This is a genomic window from Dokdonella sp., assembly GCF_019634775.1.
Taxonomy (GTDB): domain Bacteria; phylum Pseudomonadota; class Gammaproteobacteria; order Xanthomonadales; family Rhodanobacteraceae; genus Dokdonella.
This window is the reverse complement of sequence record NZ_JAHCAS010000001.1, coordinates 955535-973099: the sequence shown is the minus strand read 5'-3', so window position 1 is coordinate 973099 and position 17565 is coordinate 955535. Positions and strand designations below refer to the sequence as shown.

Here is a 17565-nt window from a genome sequence, read left to right as displayed (position 1 = left end):
GGCGCGCTGCCAACCACCCCACGCCACCATGCGTCGATCGCTCCGACCCTTCGCCCTCATCCTGCTCGCGCTGCTCGCCGCCTGCGGCAACAAGGGCGACCTCGTCAAACCGCAACCGGACACGCCGCGCGCCGCAACGACCGCGGCTGGTTGAGGCATGCTCGAATGAGCCTCGCCTTCACCAAGATGCATGGCGCGGGCAACGATTTCGTCATCGTCGACTGCCGCGCGGCGCCACTGCCGCTCGATGCCGCCGCGATCCGCCGCCTCGGCGACCGCCATTTCGGCGTCGGCTTCGACCAATTGCTGAGCATCGAGCCGGCCACCGACGGTATCAGCGCCTGGGCCTATGGCATCTGGAACACCGATGGTTCTCGTTCGGGGCAGTGCGGCAACGGCGTGCGCTGCATCGCTGCCTGGCTGGGCCGCGCCGGCCTGCTCGGCCCTGGGGCGACGCGCCTGCAGAGTCCATCGGGTGCGGTGCTGGTGGAACTGCTCGACGACGGCCGCGTGCGCGTGGACATGGGCGAGCCGCGCTTCGCGCCGAAGGATGTACCACTGGACGAACGGGCGGCCATCGGCCACAGCGCATCCTTTGCTTCACACGATCAGGGTGGCGGTACGCGGGACGGAAGCGGATCCGGGCCGCATGACCCGCACCCGACTCGCTACCTGATCGATGTCGCCGGCCAGCACATCGAGATTGGCGCGGTCTCGATGGGTAATCCGCATGCGCTGATCGAGGTCGATGACGTTGCCACCGCGAGCGTCGGAAGCCTCGGTCCGCTGGTCGAACAGGCCATGGCCTTTCCGCGCGGCTGCAATGTCGGCTTCGCCGAGGTCCGCGCACGTGACGCGATCGCCCTGCGTGTCTGGGAGCGCGGCGTTGGCGAGACCCTGGCCTGCGGCAGCGGCGCCTGTGCCGCCGTTGCCGTCCTGCGCCAGCGCGATCGCGTCGATGCCGACGTGCATGTCGCACTGCCCGGCGGCACACTCGACATCCATTGGGACGGTCCCGGCCACACGCTGTGGATGACCGGCCCGACTGCTTTCGTCTTCGAGGGAACCTGGCATGACTGAGTTGAGCGTGAAGGAAGGGCTGACCGCGATGGAGGTGGCGAGCTACCTGCGCCGCCATCCCGATTTCCTCAAGGAGTTCCCCGATCTCGCCATCACCCTGCTGCTGCCGCGCGAGCAAGGCCCGGCGGCGTCGCTGGCGAGCTACCAGCTCGAAGTGCTGCGCGACAAGAACGCCGAGTTCGGCCGGCGCCTGCGCGAGCTGATCGAGATCGCCCACGAGAACGAACAGCTCATGGTGCGTGTGCACACGCTGACCCTGGCGCTGATGCGCGCAAAGAGCCTTGGCGACACCGTTTCGCGCGTGGTCGCCAGCCTGACCGAGGATTTCAACACCGACCTGGTACGCATCGTGCTGTTCCGCGCCGATCCCGATCTGCCGGCGGCCGAATGGTTGCTGGTCGAACCGGGTGGCATCGCCGCGCTGCCGGCCTTCGGTGAATTCGTCAAGCGCGGCGAACCACTGTGCGGACGTCTGCAGCAGGACAAGCTCGACACCCTGTTCGGCGCGCGTGCGGCGGACGTGCGTTCATCGGTGCTGCTGGCAATCGGTGATGTCGGCCTGCTCGCGATCGGCAGCCTCGACCCGAACCGCTTCAATCCGGGCATGGGCACGGTTTTCCTGCGCCTGATCGCCGAGGCCATCTCCACCGCCGTCGCGCGCTACCCGCGCGAGGGCTGAGCGCCACGCTCATGGGCGCCGTGACGATGCGAGCCGACGTCGAGCGCTTCCTCGACTGGCTGCGCATCGAACGCCGCTACTCGCCAAACACCGTGCAGGGCTACGCACGTTCACTCGTCCGCCTCGAAGCGCATGCGCAGGCGCTCGGCCTCTCTCGCTGGGAAGATCTGCGCGGCGCGCAGTTGCAGACTTGGGTCGCGCGCCTGCACCGAGAAGGTCTTGCTGCGGCCAGCCTTGCCCAGTTGATGTCGACCTGCCGCAGCTTCTTTCGTCATCTCGCCCGCGAAGGACGCATCGCGGTCAATCCGGCACTCGGCGTGCGCACGCCGAAGCTGCGCCGCAAGCTGCCGCAGGTGCTCGATGTCGATGAGATGTCGGCCCTGCTCGAGTTTCCGGCCGACGACGCCGAAGCCGTGCACGACCGCGCGATGCTCGAACTGCTCTATTCCAGCGGCCTGCGCGTGTCTGAGATCGTCAGCCTGCGCTGGTCCGATCTCGATGCGGCCAACGGCCTGCTGCGTGTGACCGGCAAGGGCGCGAAGACGCGCATCGTGCCGGTCGGACGCTTGGCCCTCGAAGCCCTCGACGCATTGCGTCGGCAAGATCATGCCGACGACGAGGACACCATCCTGCGCGGCCGCCATGGTCGGGCGTTGAGCACCAGCGGCGTGCGCACGCGCCTCAAGCGCCGCGCGCGCGACCAGGGCGTGTGGAAGCGCGTCTATCCGCACCTCATGCGCCACTCCTGCGCGAGCCACCTGCTCGAATCCTCCGGCGACCTGCGCGCCGTGCAGGAACTGCTCGGCCACGCCGACATCGGCACCACCCAGATCTACACCCACCTCGACTTCCAGCACCTCGCCCGCGTCTATGACGCCGCGCATCCGCGGGCGAAGCGCAAGCCGCGGTAGGAGCCCCTTCAGGAGCGATGCTCCTGCTTTGCGGGTTGTACAGAAGGAGCATCGCCCCTGAAGGGGCTCCTACGGGGGTTGCGGTTCGGTGCGGCTTGCAATCGCCGCAGCCAACCCCAGATCGGCCGGCCCGACCACGCGCGCCGCCCATGGAAAGCTTCCACGCCACCACCATCGTCTCCGTCCGCCGTGACGGCCGCGTCGTCATCGGCGGCGACGGTCAGGTCACGCTCGGCCACACCATCATGAAGGCCAATGCGCGCAAGCTGCGCCGGCTCGGCGCCAAGGGCGACGTGCTCGCCGGCTTCGCCGGGGCCACGGCCGACGCCTTCACCCTGTTCGAGCTGTTCGAACAGAAGCTCGAGCGCTTCAGCGGCAACCTCACCCGTGCCGCCGTCGAGATGGCCAAGGACTGGCGCACCGACCGCCGCCTCGGTCGCCTTGAAGCCATGCTCGCCGTCGCCGACAAGGACGTGTCCCTGCTGATCTCCGGCAACGGCGACGTCGTCGAGCCCGAAAACGGCCTCATCGCGATCGGCTCGGGCGGCCCCTATGCCCAGGCCGCCGCCCGGGCCCTGCTCGAGAACACCGAGCTGGATGCGCGCAGCGTGGTCGAACGAGCCCTGAAGATCGCCGGCGACATCTGCATCTACACGAACCGGAATGTGACGATCGAAGAGCTTTGATCGGTGATTCGTGATCGGTTCTAGCGTTCGCCGACGCGGCGCCCCGGTCATCCGATTGCCTACTCAATCACCTTGCGTCCACGAATCACGAACTACGAATCACGGCTTGCCCATGTCCGACATGACCCCCCGCGAAATCGTCCACGAGCTCGACCGCTACATCATCGGCCAGCATGCGGCCAAGCGTGCGGTCGCCATCGCCCTGCGCAACCGCTGGCGGCGCATGCAGCTCGATCCGGCGCTGCGCGATGAGGTGACGCCGAAGAACATCCTGATGATCGGTCCGACCGGCGTCGGCAAGACCGAGATCGCACGTCGCCTCGCCGCACTGGCGAATGCGCCGTTCATCAAGGTCGAGGCGACCAAGTTCACCGAGGTCGGCTATGTCGGCAAGGATGTCGAGCAGATCGTGCGCGATCTTGCCGAGGCGGCGGTGAAGATGACGCGCGAGCAGGCCATGGCGCGCGTGCGCACCCAGGCCGAGGACCGCGCCGAGGACCGCATCCTCGATGCGCTGCTGCCACGCCGGCAGACGGTCGGTTTCGCCAACGAGCCGATCACAGCCGATGCGCGCGACAGTGACACCCGCCAAAAGCTCCTCAAGCAATACCGCGAGGGCAAGCTCGACGAGCGCGAGATCGAGATCGAGGTGGCGATGAACCTCGGCGTCGAGATCATGACGCCGCCCGGCATGGAGGAGATGACCAGCCAGTTGCGCGACATGTTCCAGTCACTGTCGGGCCAGCGTTCGCAGAAGCGCAAGCTGACCATCGCCCGGGCCCGGCCGATCCTCGTCGAGGAGGAAGCCGCCAGGCTGATCAATGACGAGGAGATCAAGGCCCACGCGATCCGCAACTGCGAACAGAACGGCATCGTCTTCATCGACGAGATCGACAAGGTCGCCCAGCGCGGCGAGTGGAGCGGCGCCGGCGTCAGTCGTGAAGGCGTGCAGCGCGACCTGCTGCCGCTGGTGGAAGGCTCCTCGGTGTCGACCAAGCACGGCATCATCAAGACCGACCACATCCTGTTCATCGCCTCTGGCGCATTCTCGCTGGCCAAGCCGTCCGATCTGATTCCGGAACTGCAGGGTCGCTTCCCCATCCGCGTCGAACTGTCGGCCCTGTCGGCGGACGACTTTCGTCGCATCCTCGGCGAGCCACAACATGCACTGACCAAGCAATACACCGCATTGCTGGCGACCGAGGGCGTCGATCTCGAGTTCACCGACGAAGGCATCGCTCGACTGGCCGAAGTCGCCTTCCAGGTCAACGAGCGCACCGAGAACATCGGCGCGCGGCGCCTGCACACCGTGCTCGAACGCCTCCTCGACGAGATCTCGTTCGCTGCCTCGGACCACGCCGGCGAGCGCTTCACGATCGACGCGGCCTATGTCGACGCGCACCTCGCCTCGCTGGTCAAGGACGAGGACCTTTCGCGTTACATCCTTTGACACGGCGCGTGCCGGCGTACGCAGCGCGGCGGTTGCACGAAGCGTCCGATCATCCGACCATAGCACCATGACCACCGTCGTTCCGTTCAAGTCCCGCGGCCAGCGTGCCGTCCTGCGCGAATCATTCGAGCAACGCGTGCCTATGCGCTTTGCCCGCGAGCGCATCCAGCCCGGCTGGATCCACGGCTACGTGATCGGCCTGTCCCGCGACTTCTGCCTGATCGCCGAAGTCGGCGATGCGATGCGCTTCGACGGTTACGTCGTGCTCGCCATCGCCGATCTCAGCCAGATCGAGGAGGACCCGTCCCGCGAATTCGTGGAGAAGGCACTGGCGATCCGCGGCGAGGAATTGCGCATGCTGGAGGACTTCTCGCTCGATGACTGGGCCTCGATCGCGCAATCGGCGATGCGTCATGCGCCGATCGTTTCGGTCAACGTCGTCGAGGATGAAGCCGGCGAGGTCAGTTACATCGGCCAGCTCATCGGTGTCGAAAGCGATGCGCTGATCCTGCGCGAGATCGACCCGAACGCACACTGGTACGCCGATTCCGGCGATTATGGTTTTGACGAGATCGCCTCAATCGGCTTCGGCACCGGCTACCTCGACGCCCTTTGGCAGGTTGCCGGTTCGCCGGGCGATCCGCTTGCGCCACGCGCGCGGATCGACTCGCGCGACCGTCCGTGATCGCCATCTCGGCTGGTGGCGCGCCTGTATTGAAACCGTTCTATCCAGAAATCCGGCTGCGACCGCCCTTTGCGCGCGCGTCGTGCACCGATTGCCTCCCGGCGTGACAACACCGCGGGTGCCGGACGCGAGGCTGCCAATCCGATCATCGCCATGAACGCCCCCGTCCCCATCGGCATCACCCTGCATCGCGCCTCGCACGTGCTCGAGGTTGCCTACGACGACGGCGAAGTATTCCGTCTGCCGGCCGAATACCTGCGTGTGAACTCGCCGAGTGCGGAAGTGCAGGGTCACGGGCCCGGGCAGAAGGTGCTGGTGACCGGCAAGGCCGATGTCGAGATCGTTGAGATCATCCCGGTCGGCCACTACGCCGTGCTGCTCAAGTTCAGCGACGGCCACCAGACCGGCATCTATTCCTGGGACGTCCTTTACGCGCTCGGCCGCGACCATGAGCGCAATTGGCGCGACTACCTCGATGCGCTCGACGCAGCAGGACGTTCGCGCGAAGTGTGATACGCGATCGGCCTGGCGTCATGGCGATGTTTCACCACCCGCCGCCGCCGCCACCGCCGCCACCGCCACCCGATGAACCACCACCGCCACCGCCGGACGACGATCCGGGTGGAGTCGACGAGGAGCTGATGGCGCTCGACAACGACGAGTTGAGCGAGCTGCCGAAGCTGCCGGCGTCGAAGCCGCGACCACTCGAACCGTGGTACCAGGCCATCGCCGCGCCGGCTGCGGCGGCCGCCGAGGCACCCATCACCGCGGCGAGGCGGTCACCCCAGGTCTTTTCGACTTCGAGCGCCATCGCGTACGGCAGCAGGCGTTGGTATTCGTCCATCGTCATCGGCGGTTCCTTGGCACGCGCCAGTTCGTCACGTTCGGCCACGCCGAGGTACAGGCGCAGGCCGTCGAACTGGTCGAGCAGCTTGCGCCCGGCCACGGTCGGCGCACGCATCAGGAATCCGAACGGAACCTGTGAAGCACAGATCGCGGCGACGAGCACGGCGAAGATCACGCTGGACCACATCGAGAGGAAATAGCCGGTGGCTGCGGTCACAGCCGCAACGAGCACTGCCCAGATGCTCTTGGCGACGATCCCGGTTCCTTCCTCGTGCGCCGCGATCATCCCCATGATGAGGCCGGCTGTGACCATCGCGAGCAGTCCGGTGACAATCGTCAGGATGATCAGTTCGACCGTAGGGTCGAGCGAATCAAGCAACAAGGCTGCAGTCACGACGGCAATGGTGAACAGCACGCCGAAGCAGCCAATGCCGTCGTTGCGGCGGAAGTTGTCCTTGGCGTACTTGTCGTTGATGAAGTTGCGGTGCTCGCTGCGGATGCCGCCGATGCGTTCGTGGTCGGACTGCTTCAGGACCAGCTCGGCACCCTGTCTGAACAGGTTGGTGTAGAGGCTTTTCGCCGAATCCGGCAGTTCCGGACCCGGTGCGGCGCGCTTGCGCAGCACGTAGGTGCGCCCCTGCTGCGCGATCTCGAGCGCACCATGCACGCCCAGCAGGACCACGTCGGCGGCAAAGCAGCGGTCGTCGTACTCCATCCTGCGCACGAAGCGCATCACTGCCGGCGAAATGCGGTGCGGTGGATCGTACTGAGGGAAGATCACGCCCTTCTCGGGATCGCGGCCGAGCCGTCGCCATTGCAGGAAGAGGAACAGCACGAGCACGACGAGACCGCCGAGCAGGATCGCCTCGCGACGGTTGTCGCGACTGAACCAACGTGCCTGGTCGGCCAGCGACGGTTCGCCGACGATGCCCTTCGGGAACATCGCGACGAGGGTCAGGCCATGGTACGGAGGCAAGACATTGCGCGTGGCCACGACGGCATTGCCTTCGCTGTCGACACCGGCCGTCGCATCGCGCGCGGTCGAGCCCTGTTCGCCGGTGTAGGCCTCGACCTTCAGCCTGCCGCGCGCACCGTCGCCGGGCAGGCTGACCGTCGCGCTGGCGCGATTGATGTTGAAATCCCAACCGTTGCCGGTGACGTTCCAGTACAGCTCGTCGTGCTCCTTGAAGAAGCCGAGCTGGCGCGCGGTGCGGTAGCGGAACACATACGTGTGCTCGCCGGGCTGGAGGAATACCTCCGGATCGCCGAAGTAGACGCGCACGCCATTGGCGAACGGCTCGGCACGCCAGGGTTCCGGCGCGCCGTTGCGACTGACCTCGAGCGGCTCGAACGACACGTTGACGCGCCGGCCATTGCGGTCGCGGTAGGCGGTCGGGAAGTCGCGATAGATGCCGCGGCGGATGCGGTTGCCTTCGGCATTCACGCGGATCGTCTCGGCCACGATCATCGTCGAGTCGGCGGCGATGGCGATGTCGCTGTGGTACTCGAGGATGCGCTCATCGGCGCGCGTGAACGTGACCGTGCACAACAGCAGGATGCCAATGAGCCATCGCGTCATGGTGCGCTCCTCTGCGCAGGTTCGGCTTCGTAGAACTGCAAACGGGAAAAACCGGCCAAACGGGCCACGATGAGATCCGGAAAGCGCTCGATGCGTGTATTGAGCTGGCGCACGGCGCCGTTGTAGAAGCGCCGCGCGTACTGCAGGTGGTCCTCGATGGCGACGAGGTCGCGCTGCAGTTGCAGGAAATTGCCGCTGGCCTTGAGATCCGGGTAACTCTCGGCCAGCACGAGCAGGCGTTCGATCTGGCGGCCGAGTTCGTCCTCGAGACGCGCGCGATCGGCGAGGTCGACTGCAGTGTGTGCGCGCGTGCGCAGTTCGGTCACCGCCGTCAGCGTCGCACGCTCGTAGTCGGCATAGGCCTGCACGGCGGCGACCAACTGCGGAGTCAGGTCGTAGCGCCGCGTGAGCTGCACGTCGATGTCGCTCCAGGCGGCGCGCGCCTGATTGCGGTCGGTGACGAGACGGTTGAAGACGAGGACCGCTCCGAGCAGGAGCAAGCTGATCACGACCAGGGTGGCGACGAGCATGTCAATCTCCGTCGCCGAGCGAAGTGTCTGCGGCCGGCGCGCGTGATGCATCGCGTACATGGCGCGCGAACGCTTCAGCGATGGTGTGATGGACATGCTTGCTCATCGCCGGCGTGGACAACCCGTGCTTGCCGCCCGGATAGGTCATCAGTTCGAAGCGGATACCGCGTTCCTGCAATTCGGCCATGAGCTTGGTGGTGTTGCTGAACAGCACGTTGTCATCGGCCATGCCGTGGATCAGCAGCAACGGCGCTTCGAAGCCATCGAGCCAGGCGAATGGCGCACTGCGGATGTATCCGGCCCGGTTCTGCGCCGGGTGGCCGAGATAGCGCTCGGTGTAATGGGTGTCGTACAGCATCCAATCGGTGACCGGGGCGACCGCAACCCCGAACGCGATCTGATCGGAGGCCTTGGCCAGCAGCATGGTGGTCAGATAGCCGCCATAGCTCCAGCCGAACACGCCAATGCGCGAACCGTCGACCCAGGGTTGCTTCTTCAGCCAGGCGATGCCGGCGAGCTGGTCTTCCACCTCGATCGTGCCGAGCTGGCCGTGGATCGCATCGGAGAACCTGCGGCCACGGCGGGCCATGCCGCGGTTGTCGAGGGTGAACACGACATAGCCCTGCTGTGCCATGTACTGGCAGAAACGCACCTGTGCATTGGCGCGCGCTGTCGATGGATCGCCCCAGGCACGCACGACACGCTGCACGCCGGGCCCGCCGTAGTAGAAGTTGAACACGGGGTAGCGCTTCAACGGATCGAAGCCCGGCGGCTTGAACAAGCGGTAATTCAAGGCCTGGCCATCGGCTGCGAGCAGGCTGCCGAACTCGGCGACCGGTGCCGTGCCGCGATACGGCGCGAACGGATGCGTGGCGTCGTAAGCATTGCGTTCGATCCAGTCGATGCGCTGGCCGTCGGCTCGATGCAGGCTGACCTGTGGCGGTGTGCGCGGATCGGAGAAGGTGTCGACGTAGAAGCGCGCATCGGGCGAGAACGCGATCTGATGCGTGCCATCGCCTTCGCTGATGCGTTGCGGAGCATCCGCCGTGCTGCCATCGAGGGCAAGGCGATAGAGCTGTCGGTCACCGGCGAAATCACGATTCGACTCGACGTAGACGTAGCCTCGGTCTACATCGACGGCCAACAGGCGGTCGATGTTCCACTCGCCCGCGCTGATGGCCGCGATGAGTTTGCCATCGAGGCCGTAGTGGTAGAGGTGATGGAAGCCGCTACGATCGCTTCCCCAGATGAAACCCTTGCCGTCGGCGAGGAAACGCAGGTCGTCATTGAGTTCGATCCACGTCTCGCGGGTTTCCGTGAGCATGGTGTGCTGTTCGAGCGTGGCGGTATCGACGAAGCGCAGTTGCAGGCGCTTCTGGTCGCGTGACTGCCACTGGTAGGACAGCCGCTTTGCATCCGGCAACCAGTCGACGCGGGCGAGATAGACGTCGGTATCGCTGCCCAGGTCGATCCAGCGCGCTTCACCACCGCCCGGTGCGACGAGGCCGAGCTTCACCGCGACGTTCGCCTCGCCGGCCGCCGGATAACGCTGTTCGATGACATCGGTACGCTCTGCCTGGATCTCGAAACGGCGAACTATCGGAACGGCTTTCTCGTCGTAACGCTGGAACGCGATCAGCGAATCGTCCGGCGCCCACCAGTAGCCACGGTTGCGACCCATCTCTTCCTGCGCGATGAACTCGGCTTCGCCGTTGCGTACCGTGGCACCGCCGTCATGGGTCAGCCGGCGTGGCTTGGCGTCGGCAGCGGCAAGGTCGAGCACCCACAGATTGCCCTCGCGTAGCCACGACACGTAACCACCTTTCGGCGAGATGCGCGGATCGAGCATGGCGCCGCCGGTGTCGAGCGCGCGCAGTGCCTTGGTCCTGTCCACCTCGAGGTCATACAGATACAGCGTGTCGCCGAGCGGAAACAGCAGCTTCTTCCCGTCCGGTGACCAGTGGTAGTCGACGATGCCGCTGAAGCCAGCCGTACGCGCACGCTCGCGCCGCGCCGCTTCCTCGGCCGAGAGCGTTTCATCCGGCGCAACGGCATCGGCATCGACGAGCAGGGCAAGCTGCTTCGTCGCGATGTCATAGGCCCAAAGATCGAACCGGTTCTGGTCGGACGCCTTGGCCCGCAACAGGCTCACCCGCGTACCATCCGGCGCAATCTGCAAACCACGCGGGGACGGCCCGTCGAGGCTGCCGCCGTCAAAGATGCGATCGATCGTGAGCGGTTCGGCCACGACCTCGACCGTGGCAGCCATCAGGATCGCGGCAAGCAGCAGACGCATCGGATTCCTCCCCTCGAGGCACGCATTATCCCGCAACGGCATCGACTGCGATGGCCGGTCCTGGGGCCCACCGCGCCCGTGGCGGGGTCGCTGTGCCGCCTGGGGTCACCCGCTACGTGACCGGTGGGTCAAGCACTCGGCCGGCAGCCGGCGCGACGACGAATGTCCGGATCCACCTGCCGCACGCGCCTCCTCGTGGCCAGCCGCGTGAACGCGTCGCCTCACTTGCCGATGCAGAAACTCGCGAAAATCCGGTCAAGCAGATCGTCGGGGGTGAAGCGCCCGGTGATTTCACCGAGCGCTTCGTGGGCAAGGCGCAGTTCCTCGGCGGCAAGTTCGCCGGCACGGGTGACGACAAGGGCGTGGGCGGCAGCGTCGAGGTGGTCGCGCGCGCGCTCAAGGGCGTCGACATGGCGGGCGCGGGCGGTGAAGGCACCGTCGCCGGCTTCGCCGTGGCCGGCATGCGCCTTGAGTTCGGCGACGAGCGCTTCGAGGCCGGCTCCGCTGCGTGCGGACAACCACAGATGTGTCGTGCCGTCGAGCACGTCCCGGTGCGGCACTTGTCCGGCGAGATCGATCTTGTTGTGGACGACGAGGCGGGCGGCACCCGGGTCCAGCCCTTCGAGCAGGCACAGGTCGGCGACGGCGTGCGTGTCGTCGCTGACCAGCACGGCCAGGTCGGCGCGGGCGAGTTCGGCGCGCGCGCGGCGCATGCCTTCCTGTTCGACGATGTCCTCGGAATGGTGCAGGCCGGCGGTATCGACGAGGGTAAGAGCGATGCCGTCAAGATCGATGGTTTCACGCAGCACATCGCGCGTGGTGCCGGCGACGTCGGTGACGATCGCGCGTTCGCTGGCGGCCAGTGCATTGAGCAGGCTCGACTTGCCGGCGTTCGGACGGCCGACGATGACGACATGCAGGCCATCGGCCAGCCGCACACCGCGGCGTGTGGCGACGAGCAGATCGGCGAGTGCCGCGCGCTGGGCGGCGAGGTCGTCGGTGAGTTCAGGGGTGGCGAGGAAGTCGATTTCCTCTTCGGGGAAGTCGATCGCCGCTTCGGTCCACAGGCGCAGGCGCACCAGACCCTCGGCAAGTGCGTGCACGCGCCGCGAGAACTCGCCATCGAGGCTGCGCATGGCCGCGCGCGCCGCCGTTTCGGACCCGCTGGCGATCAGGTCGGCGATGGCCTCGGCCTGGGCCAGGTCGAGCTTGCCGTTCAGAAAGGCGCGTTCGGTGAACTCGCCGGGGCGGGCCACGCGCGCGCCGAGTTCGAGCGAGCGAGCGAGCAGGCGACGCAGCACGACCGGGCTGCCATGTGCCTGCAGTTCGAGCACGTCCTCCCCGGTAAACGAGTGCGGCGCTGCAAACCACAGCAGCAGGCCATGGTCGATCACCTCGCCGTCGGCCGCGCGGAAGCGGCAGAAGTGTGCGTGACGTGCGCGTGGCGGATGGCCGAGCAGGGTGGTGGCGATGCCGGCGGCGCCTGCACCCGACAAGCGCACGACGCCGATGCCTCCGGCTGCCGCGGCGGTGGCGACCGCGGCGATCGTGTCGCCTGGCGCCGTCATGCCGGGCCTACTTCGCCTTGGCTGCTGCCGCCGATTCGCCGCTCTCAATGCGACGCGTTATGACCAGCTGCTGGGCGAGGCCGAGCGCGCCATTGACCGTCCAGTACAGCACGAGGCCGGCGGGGAAGAAGGCAAACAGCACCGAGAACACGACCGGCATGAACTTCATGATCTTCGCCTGCACCGGGTCCATGCCGGTCATCGGCGTGAGGTGCTGGGTGACGAGCATGACCGCTGCATTGAGCACCGGCAGCACGAAATACGGGTCCGGCGCGGTCAGGTTCTGGATCCAGCCGATGAACGGCGCCTGGCGTAGTTCGACGCTTTCGAGCAGCACCCAGTACAACGCGAAAAACACCGGGATCTGGATCAGCATGGGCATGCAGCCGGCCAGCGGATTGATCTTTTCCTTCTGGTAGAACTCCAGCATGGCCTGGTTGAGCTTCTGCTTGTCGTCGCCGTAGCGTTCCTTGAGGGCGGCCATGCGCGGTTGCAGCTTGCGCATCTTCGCCATCGATCGGTACTGCTTCTCGCTGAGCTTGAAGAACACGAGCTTGATCAGGAGCACGAGCAGGATGATCGCGAAGCCCCAGTTGCCGGTGAGGCGGTGGAACTTGTCGAGCAACCAGTGCAGCGGCTCGGAAATCGCCGTGAACATGCCGTAGTCGACGGTCAGCGACAGGCCGGGCGCGATCTCGTCGAGCTCGCTGGTGAACGAGAGCAGGTTGCGGTAATCCTGCTTCTTCGGGCCGACGTAGAGCTTCGCTGACGAAGTCGCCTTTGCGCCCGGTGCAACCGTGATGGCCGGCGACAGCGTGCGCACGATGTAGCGCGTGCCGCTGGCGTGTGGGCTGATCGCGGTGGTGAACTGGGTGGCTTCACCGACCGGCGGGATCCACGCCGCAAAGAAGTAATGTTGCAGCATCGCCACCCAGCCGCCGGTGACCATGCTGTTCAGCGGTTCCTTGGCCAGCTTGTCGAACGCGCGCTTTTCGAACTTCTCCTCGGGGCTGTACCAGGCCGCGCCACTGAAACTGTAGCCCTCGACATTGGTGTAACCCTTGAGACCCGAGCGGTCGACCAGGTGGGGCACGCGCTGCAGTTGGCGATAAGCGTTGCCGGTCCAGGCGGTCGTGCCGGCGTTGTCTATCTCCAGGCGCTGGTCGATCACGTAGCTGCCGCGCTCGAAAACGAACAGCTTGCGCACGCCGACACCGCTCGCGTCGGTCCATGTCAGCGGCACCTCCAGGCGTGCGTCGTTGCCGAGCGTGTACTCGTTCTGCGCGGCCGCGAACACCGCGTTGTGATCCGGCGCCGGCTGGCTGTTGCTGACCAGGCCGCTTTGGGCGACGAAGAACCGCGCCGGGTCGGTATCGAGCAGGCGCACGGGCCCCGGCTCCTTCGGCTGCACCGGGTAGGCGAGCAGGTCTGCGCTGACGATGCTGCCGCCGCGTGGATCGATCTCGACCCGCAGGACGTCGGTGGTGATGATGATCGGCGTTGTCCTCGGTGCCGTTTCGACGGTTGTGCCGGGTTCTGCCGCCGCATGTGGCACGCTCGCGCTCGGCATCTCCGCGGCGGGCACGGCGGAAGCGCTGGGCACGGCCGCATCGATGGTGCTCGCGGCCTGCGAGGACGACGAGGAGACGGCCGGGGCAGCAGACGGTTTCGGGCCATAGTCGGCCTGCCATTGCGACCAGACCAGGTAGCCGAGCGCAAGCAGGGCCACGAGCAGGAACATGCGCGGGTTGTTCATCGGGAATCGGGTTCTCGCGGGGCGCGCCGGGCTACGGCGCAAGGAGCCGGTGCACCGGCCGACTGAGGCCGGCGCGCGCGCCGGCGCGCGGATCAGCCCGGCATTGTGCCGGCCGACGCGGGCGCCTTCAATGCCGCGAGCTTGATCCAGAGGCGGGCGATGTCCGCGCGCAACGCGGCATTGTCCTGCTCGGCCGCGCTGCTGCGCGCGATCACGAGGATATCGAGGACCGGCAGGTTGGCGCGCACGTGACGGAAGCTCTCGCGCACCACGCGCTTGATGCGGTTGCGGTCGACTGCACACTTGGAAACGCGGCGCGACACCGCCTGACCGAGACGCGCGCTGGCGCCTTCGGTGGACATGACTTCAGCGGAGAAATGGCTCGTACCCAGCCGCCGCGAACGGCCGCGCAGGGCGGCGAAATCGGCGGGCTTGAGCAGGCGCGCGGAACGCGGATGACCGAAGCGCTCCTGGCGCCCCCTGGGTCCGCGCGCGGCGGCGTCCTCAGACAGAAACGGCGAGGCGCTTGCGGCCCTTGGCGCGACGTGCATTGATGACCGCGCGGCCACCGCGCGTCTTCATGCGGGCACGGAAGCCGTGTGTGCGCACGCGCTTGATGTTGCTCGGCTGGTAGGTGCGTTTGGTGGCCATGGTCAGGCTGCTGGCAAAGGGAAAAGGGCGCGAATCATAGGTGCCGTGGATCGGAGCGTCAAGCAAGCGGCGGTGGCGCCGGGCCGCCCGGCACGGGTAGACTGCCATGTTCCGCCGGCCGTCCACGTGACGCGCGGCGATGCGCGGATCCACGGGAGGCCCATGAGCGAGCTATGGCGGCGCTGCCTCGAACGTCTTGAGACGGAGTTCGGTGCCGAGGACATCCATACCTATCTGAAGCCGCTCCAAGCCGGCGAGGACGAGCATGGCCTGCATCTGTTCGCACCGAATGCGTACACACTCGACGCGGTGCGCGAGCGGTTCCTCGCCCGCATCCGCACGGTCATCGAGTACCAGCACCACGCGCCGGTCGATATCCATCTAGCCATCGGTGCACTGCCCACATCGAAGGCGCCGGCGCGCAAACCAAAGGCTGCCGCTCATGCGGAACCGGCCGCGCCCACGCACAATCTCGATCCGTCGTATACCTTCGAGACCTTCGTCGAGGGCAAGACCAACGAGCTCGGCAAGGCCGCGGCGATGCAGGTCGCGCAAAACCCGGGGCGCGCCTACAACCCGCTGCTGCTCTACGGCGGTACCGGGCTCGGCAAGACCCACCTGATGCATGCCGCCGGCAATCTGATGGTGGCAAACAAGCCGAACACCAAGGTGCTGTACCTGCGTTCGGAGGAATTCGTCAGCGGCATGGTGCGCGCCCTGCAGCAGAAGAACATGGACGAGTTCAAGCGTCGCTTTCGTTCGGTCGATGCCCTGCTGATCGATGACATCCAGTTCTTCGCAGGCAAGAACACCACACAGGAAGAGTTCTTCCACACCTTCAATGCGTTGTTTGAAGGCAAGCAGCAGATCATCCTGACCTGCGACCGCTTCCCAAAGGAAGTCGACAACCTCGAGCCACGCCTGAAGTCGCGCCTCGGCTGGGGCCTGTCGGTGGCGATCGAACCGCCCGACTTCGAGACGCGCGCGGCGATCCTGCTCAGCAAGGCCGCCGCAAGGGGTTTCAACCTGCCGGAAGACGTTGCCTTCCTGATCGCCAAGCGCATGCGCTCGAACGTGCGCGACCTGGAAGGTGCGCTCAATACCCTGGTCGCGCGGGCGAACTTCGGCGGGCGCACGATCGACGTCGCCTTTGCCCAGGAAACCTTGCGTGACCTGCTGACCGTGCACGCGCAGGCGATCACCATCGCCAACATCCAGAAGGTCGTCGCCGACTACTACCAGCTTCGTGTTGCCGACCTGCTGGCCAAGCGCCGCAGCCGTTCGGTGGCGCGACCACGGCAGGTGGCGATGGCTCTGGCCAAGGAACTGACCGAACACAGCCTGCCCGAGATCGGCGACCAGTTCGGCGGGCGCGACCACACCACCGTGCTGCACGCCTGCCGCACGGTGAAATCGCTGCGCGAGTCGGACGGCAAGCTCCACCAGGACTGGGACAAGCTGCTGCGCAGCTTGACCGGTTGACCATCTGTGGATAAACGGGGGATCGTTTCTGCGGTTAGAATTATCCACAGTCGATGCACACCGGCCCAGATCGGTTTCCCACCGTGGAGCACCAGTGCAACTCATTGATTCTACTGGAGTTTAAGAAGGGATTCCGGTTACCCACATCACCTGCCACCAGCACAAGATTCCAGACAAGACAAACAGAATTCAGGAAGGGACCAGAACATGCGCTTCAGTCTGCAACGCGAAGCTCTGCTGAAACCGCTGCAACAAGTGGTCGGTGTCGTCGAACGCAGGCAGACGCTGCCGGTGCTGTCCAACCTGCTCGTGCAGGTCGGTGCCGAAGGGGTCTCGTTCACCGGCACTGATCTCGAAGTCGAGATGATCGCGCGCACCGGAGCCGAGGATCTCGTCGAGGGCGAAGTCACGATTCCGGCACGCAAGCTGTTCGACATCTGTCGTGCGTTGCCGGACGGCGTGCGCGTGAAGGTCGAACAGAACGGCGAGCGTGTTTCGGTAAGTGCGGGACGCAGCCGGTTCACCCTGGCAACCTTGCCGGCAAGCGAGTTTCCGGTGATCGACAGCATCGATCTGGTCGAGCGTGTCAGCCTGCCGGAGGCAACGCTGAAGGATCTGATGAGCCGGACCTCGTTTGCGATGGCCAACCAGGACGTTCGCTACTACCTCAACGGCCTCCTGCTCGACCTGCGCGAGCACGCCTTGCGTTGCGTCGCCACCGATGGCCACCGCCTTGCACTGGCCGAAACGCAGTTGCAGGGCAATATCACGGCGCGCCGCCAGATCATCATCCCGCGCAAGGGCGTGCTGGAATTGCAAGGCCTGTTCGAGCCAGGGGAAGGGTTGGTGGAGCTCGAGTTCGGCCGCAACCACCTGCGCCTGCGCCGCGGAGGGGTGACCTTCACCTCGAAGCTGATCGACGGCCGTTTCCCGGACTACGAGGCGGTCATCCCGATCGGTGCCGACAAGGACGTGCGGGTCAACCGCGAGGACCTGCGCTCGGCGCTGCAGCGCGCGGCCATCCTGTCCAACGAGAAATACCGCGGGGTCAAGCTCGAGGTCAGCCCGAACAAGCTGCGCATCGTCGCCCACAACCCGGAGCAGGAAGAAGCGGTCGAAGAGGTCGAGGCGCGGACCGGCGTGGCCGAGCTCAGCGTCGGCTTCAACGTCAACTACCTGATGGATGCGCTCGGTGCCCTTGGCGGCGAGGAGATCCTGCTGTGCCTGCGCGACGCCCAGTCGAGCTGCCTGCTGCGCAAAGTCGATTCGGACGACACGCGCCACGTGGTCATGCCGCTGCGGCTCTGATGACGCGGTTCGGTGGACATGAGGCCCGTGCATCACAAGGTGCGCGGGCCTTTTCTTT

At 66.1% G+C, this 17565-nt stretch carries 17 protein-coding genes; 10 read left to right on the top strand and 7 right to left on the bottom strand.

Features of this window, described 5'->3' with window-relative positions; translation table 11 throughout:
* The first annotated feature begins 28 nt into the window (after window positions 1-28).
* The 8 genes from lptM (at window position 29) to KF907_RS04135 (ending at window position 6004) form a co-directional block, all read left to right on the top strand.
* The gene (gene lptM / locus KF907_RS04170) at window positions 29-154 is read left to right on the top strand and encodes an LPS translocon maturation chaperone LptM (RefSeq protein WP_291218490.1); all 126 of its coding nucleotides are present in this window, start codon (window positions 29-31) and stop codon (window positions 152-154) included.
* 11 nt (window positions 155-165) lie between these two features.
* Window positions 166-1080, top strand: a complete 915-nt coding sequence (gene dapF / locus KF907_RS04165; RefSeq protein WP_291218488.1) for a diaminopimelate epimerase — start codon at window positions 166-168, stop codon at window positions 1078-1080.
* Window positions 1073-1759 carry a DUF484 family protein gene (locus KF907_RS04160; RefSeq protein WP_291218486.1) on the top strand — a complete coding sequence of 229 codons (687 nt, stop codon included), beginning with the start codon at window positions 1073-1075 and terminating at the stop codon, window positions 1757-1759. The genes dapF and KF907_RS04160 overlap by 8 nt, the downstream gene beginning before the upstream one ends.
* A gap of 11 nt (window positions 1760-1770) precedes the next feature.
* Window positions 1771-2670, top strand: a complete 900-nt coding sequence (locus tag KF907_RS04155) for a tyrosine recombinase XerC (protein WP_291218484.1) — start codon at window positions 1771-1773, stop codon at window positions 2668-2670.
* Window positions 2671-2819: 149 nt separating this feature from the next.
* The gene (hslV, locus tag KF907_RS04150; protein ID WP_291218482.1) at window positions 2820-3356 is read left to right on the top strand and encodes an ATP-dependent protease subunit HslV; all 537 of its coding nucleotides are present in this window, start codon (window positions 2820-2822) and stop codon (window positions 3354-3356) included.
* Window positions 3357-3468: 112 nt separating this feature from the next.
* Entirely contained in the window at window positions 3469-4806 is a 1338-nt protein-coding gene (hslU, locus tag KF907_RS04145) for an ATP-dependent protease ATPase subunit HslU (RefSeq protein ID WP_291218480.1), read from the top strand.
* A gap of 67 nt (window positions 4807-4873) precedes the next feature.
* A complete protein-coding gene (locus KF907_RS04140; RefSeq protein ID WP_291218477.1) occupies window positions 4874-5491 on the top strand; it encodes a hypothetical protein in 618 nt (205 codons plus the stop codon).
* Window positions 5492-5644: 153 nt separating this feature from the next.
* Entirely contained in the window at window positions 5645-6004 is a 360-nt protein-coding gene (locus KF907_RS04135) for a gamma-butyrobetaine hydroxylase family protein (RefSeq protein ID WP_291218476.1), read from the top strand.
* A 31-nt stretch (window positions 6005-6035) separates the two neighbouring features.
* On the opposite strand, the gene KF907_RS04130 is transcribed toward KF907_RS04135, so the two are convergent.
* The 7 genes from KF907_RS04130 to rpmH form a co-directional block, all read right to left on the bottom strand.
* Window positions 6036-7916, bottom strand: a complete 1881-nt coding sequence (locus tag KF907_RS04130; RefSeq protein WP_291218474.1) for a DUF2207 domain-containing protein — start codon at window positions 7914-7916, stop codon at window positions 6036-6038.
* The gene (locus KF907_RS04125; RefSeq protein ID WP_291218472.1) at window positions 7913-8446 is read right to left on the bottom strand and encodes a LemA family protein; all 534 of its coding nucleotides are present in this window, start codon (window positions 8444-8446) and stop codon (window positions 7913-7915) included. Before KF907_RS04125 ends, KF907_RS04130 begins: the two co-directional genes overlap by 4 nt.
* A 1-nt stretch (window position 8447) precedes the next feature.
* A complete protein-coding gene (locus KF907_RS04120) occupies window positions 8448-10742 on the bottom strand; it encodes a S9 family peptidase (RefSeq protein WP_291218470.1) in 2295 nt (764 codons plus the stop codon).
* Window positions 10743-10963: 221 nt separating this feature from the next.
* Window positions 10964-12310 carry a tRNA uridine-5-carboxymethylaminomethyl(34) synthesis GTPase MnmE gene (mnmE, locus tag KF907_RS04115; protein WP_291218468.1) on the bottom strand — a complete coding sequence of 449 codons (1347 nt, stop codon included), beginning with the start codon at window positions 12308-12310 and terminating at the stop codon, window positions 10964-10966.
* A gap of 7 nt (window positions 12311-12317) precedes the next feature.
* Complete coding sequence (yidC, locus tag KF907_RS04110) at window positions 12318-14066, bottom strand: membrane protein insertase YidC (protein WP_291218466.1); 1749 nt, start codon at window positions 14064-14066, stop codon at window positions 12318-12320.
* A gap of 92 nt (window positions 14067-14158) precedes the next feature.
* Window positions 14159-14617 (bottom strand): ribonuclease P protein component, encoded by a 459-nt coding sequence (rnpA, locus tag KF907_RS04105; RefSeq protein WP_291218464.1) that lies wholly within the window; start codon window positions 14615-14617, stop codon window positions 14159-14161.
* On the bottom strand, window positions 14571-14717 hold the full coding sequence (gene rpmH, locus KF907_RS04100; RefSeq protein ID WP_291218461.1) for a 50S ribosomal protein L34: 147 nt from the start codon (window positions 14715-14717) through the stop codon (window positions 14571-14573). The genes rnpA and rpmH overlap by 47 nt, the downstream gene beginning before the upstream one ends.
* A 162-nt stretch (window positions 14718-14879) precedes the next feature.
* Here rpmH and dnaA point away from each other — a divergent pair, with 162 nt between their 5' ends.
* Both dnaA and dnaN read left to right on the top strand, forming a co-directional pair.
* The gene (dnaA, locus tag KF907_RS04095; RefSeq protein ID WP_291218459.1) at window positions 14880-16199 is read left to right on the top strand and encodes a chromosomal replication initiator protein DnaA; all 1320 of its coding nucleotides are present in this window, start codon (window positions 14880-14882) and stop codon (window positions 16197-16199) included.
* Window positions 16200-16406: 207 nt separating this feature from the next.
* On the top strand, window positions 16407-17507 hold the full coding sequence (gene dnaN, locus KF907_RS04090; protein ID WP_291218456.1) for a DNA polymerase III subunit beta: 1101 nt from the start codon (window positions 16407-16409) through the stop codon (window positions 17505-17507).
* The last annotated feature ends 58 nt before the right edge of the window (window positions 17508-17565 follow it).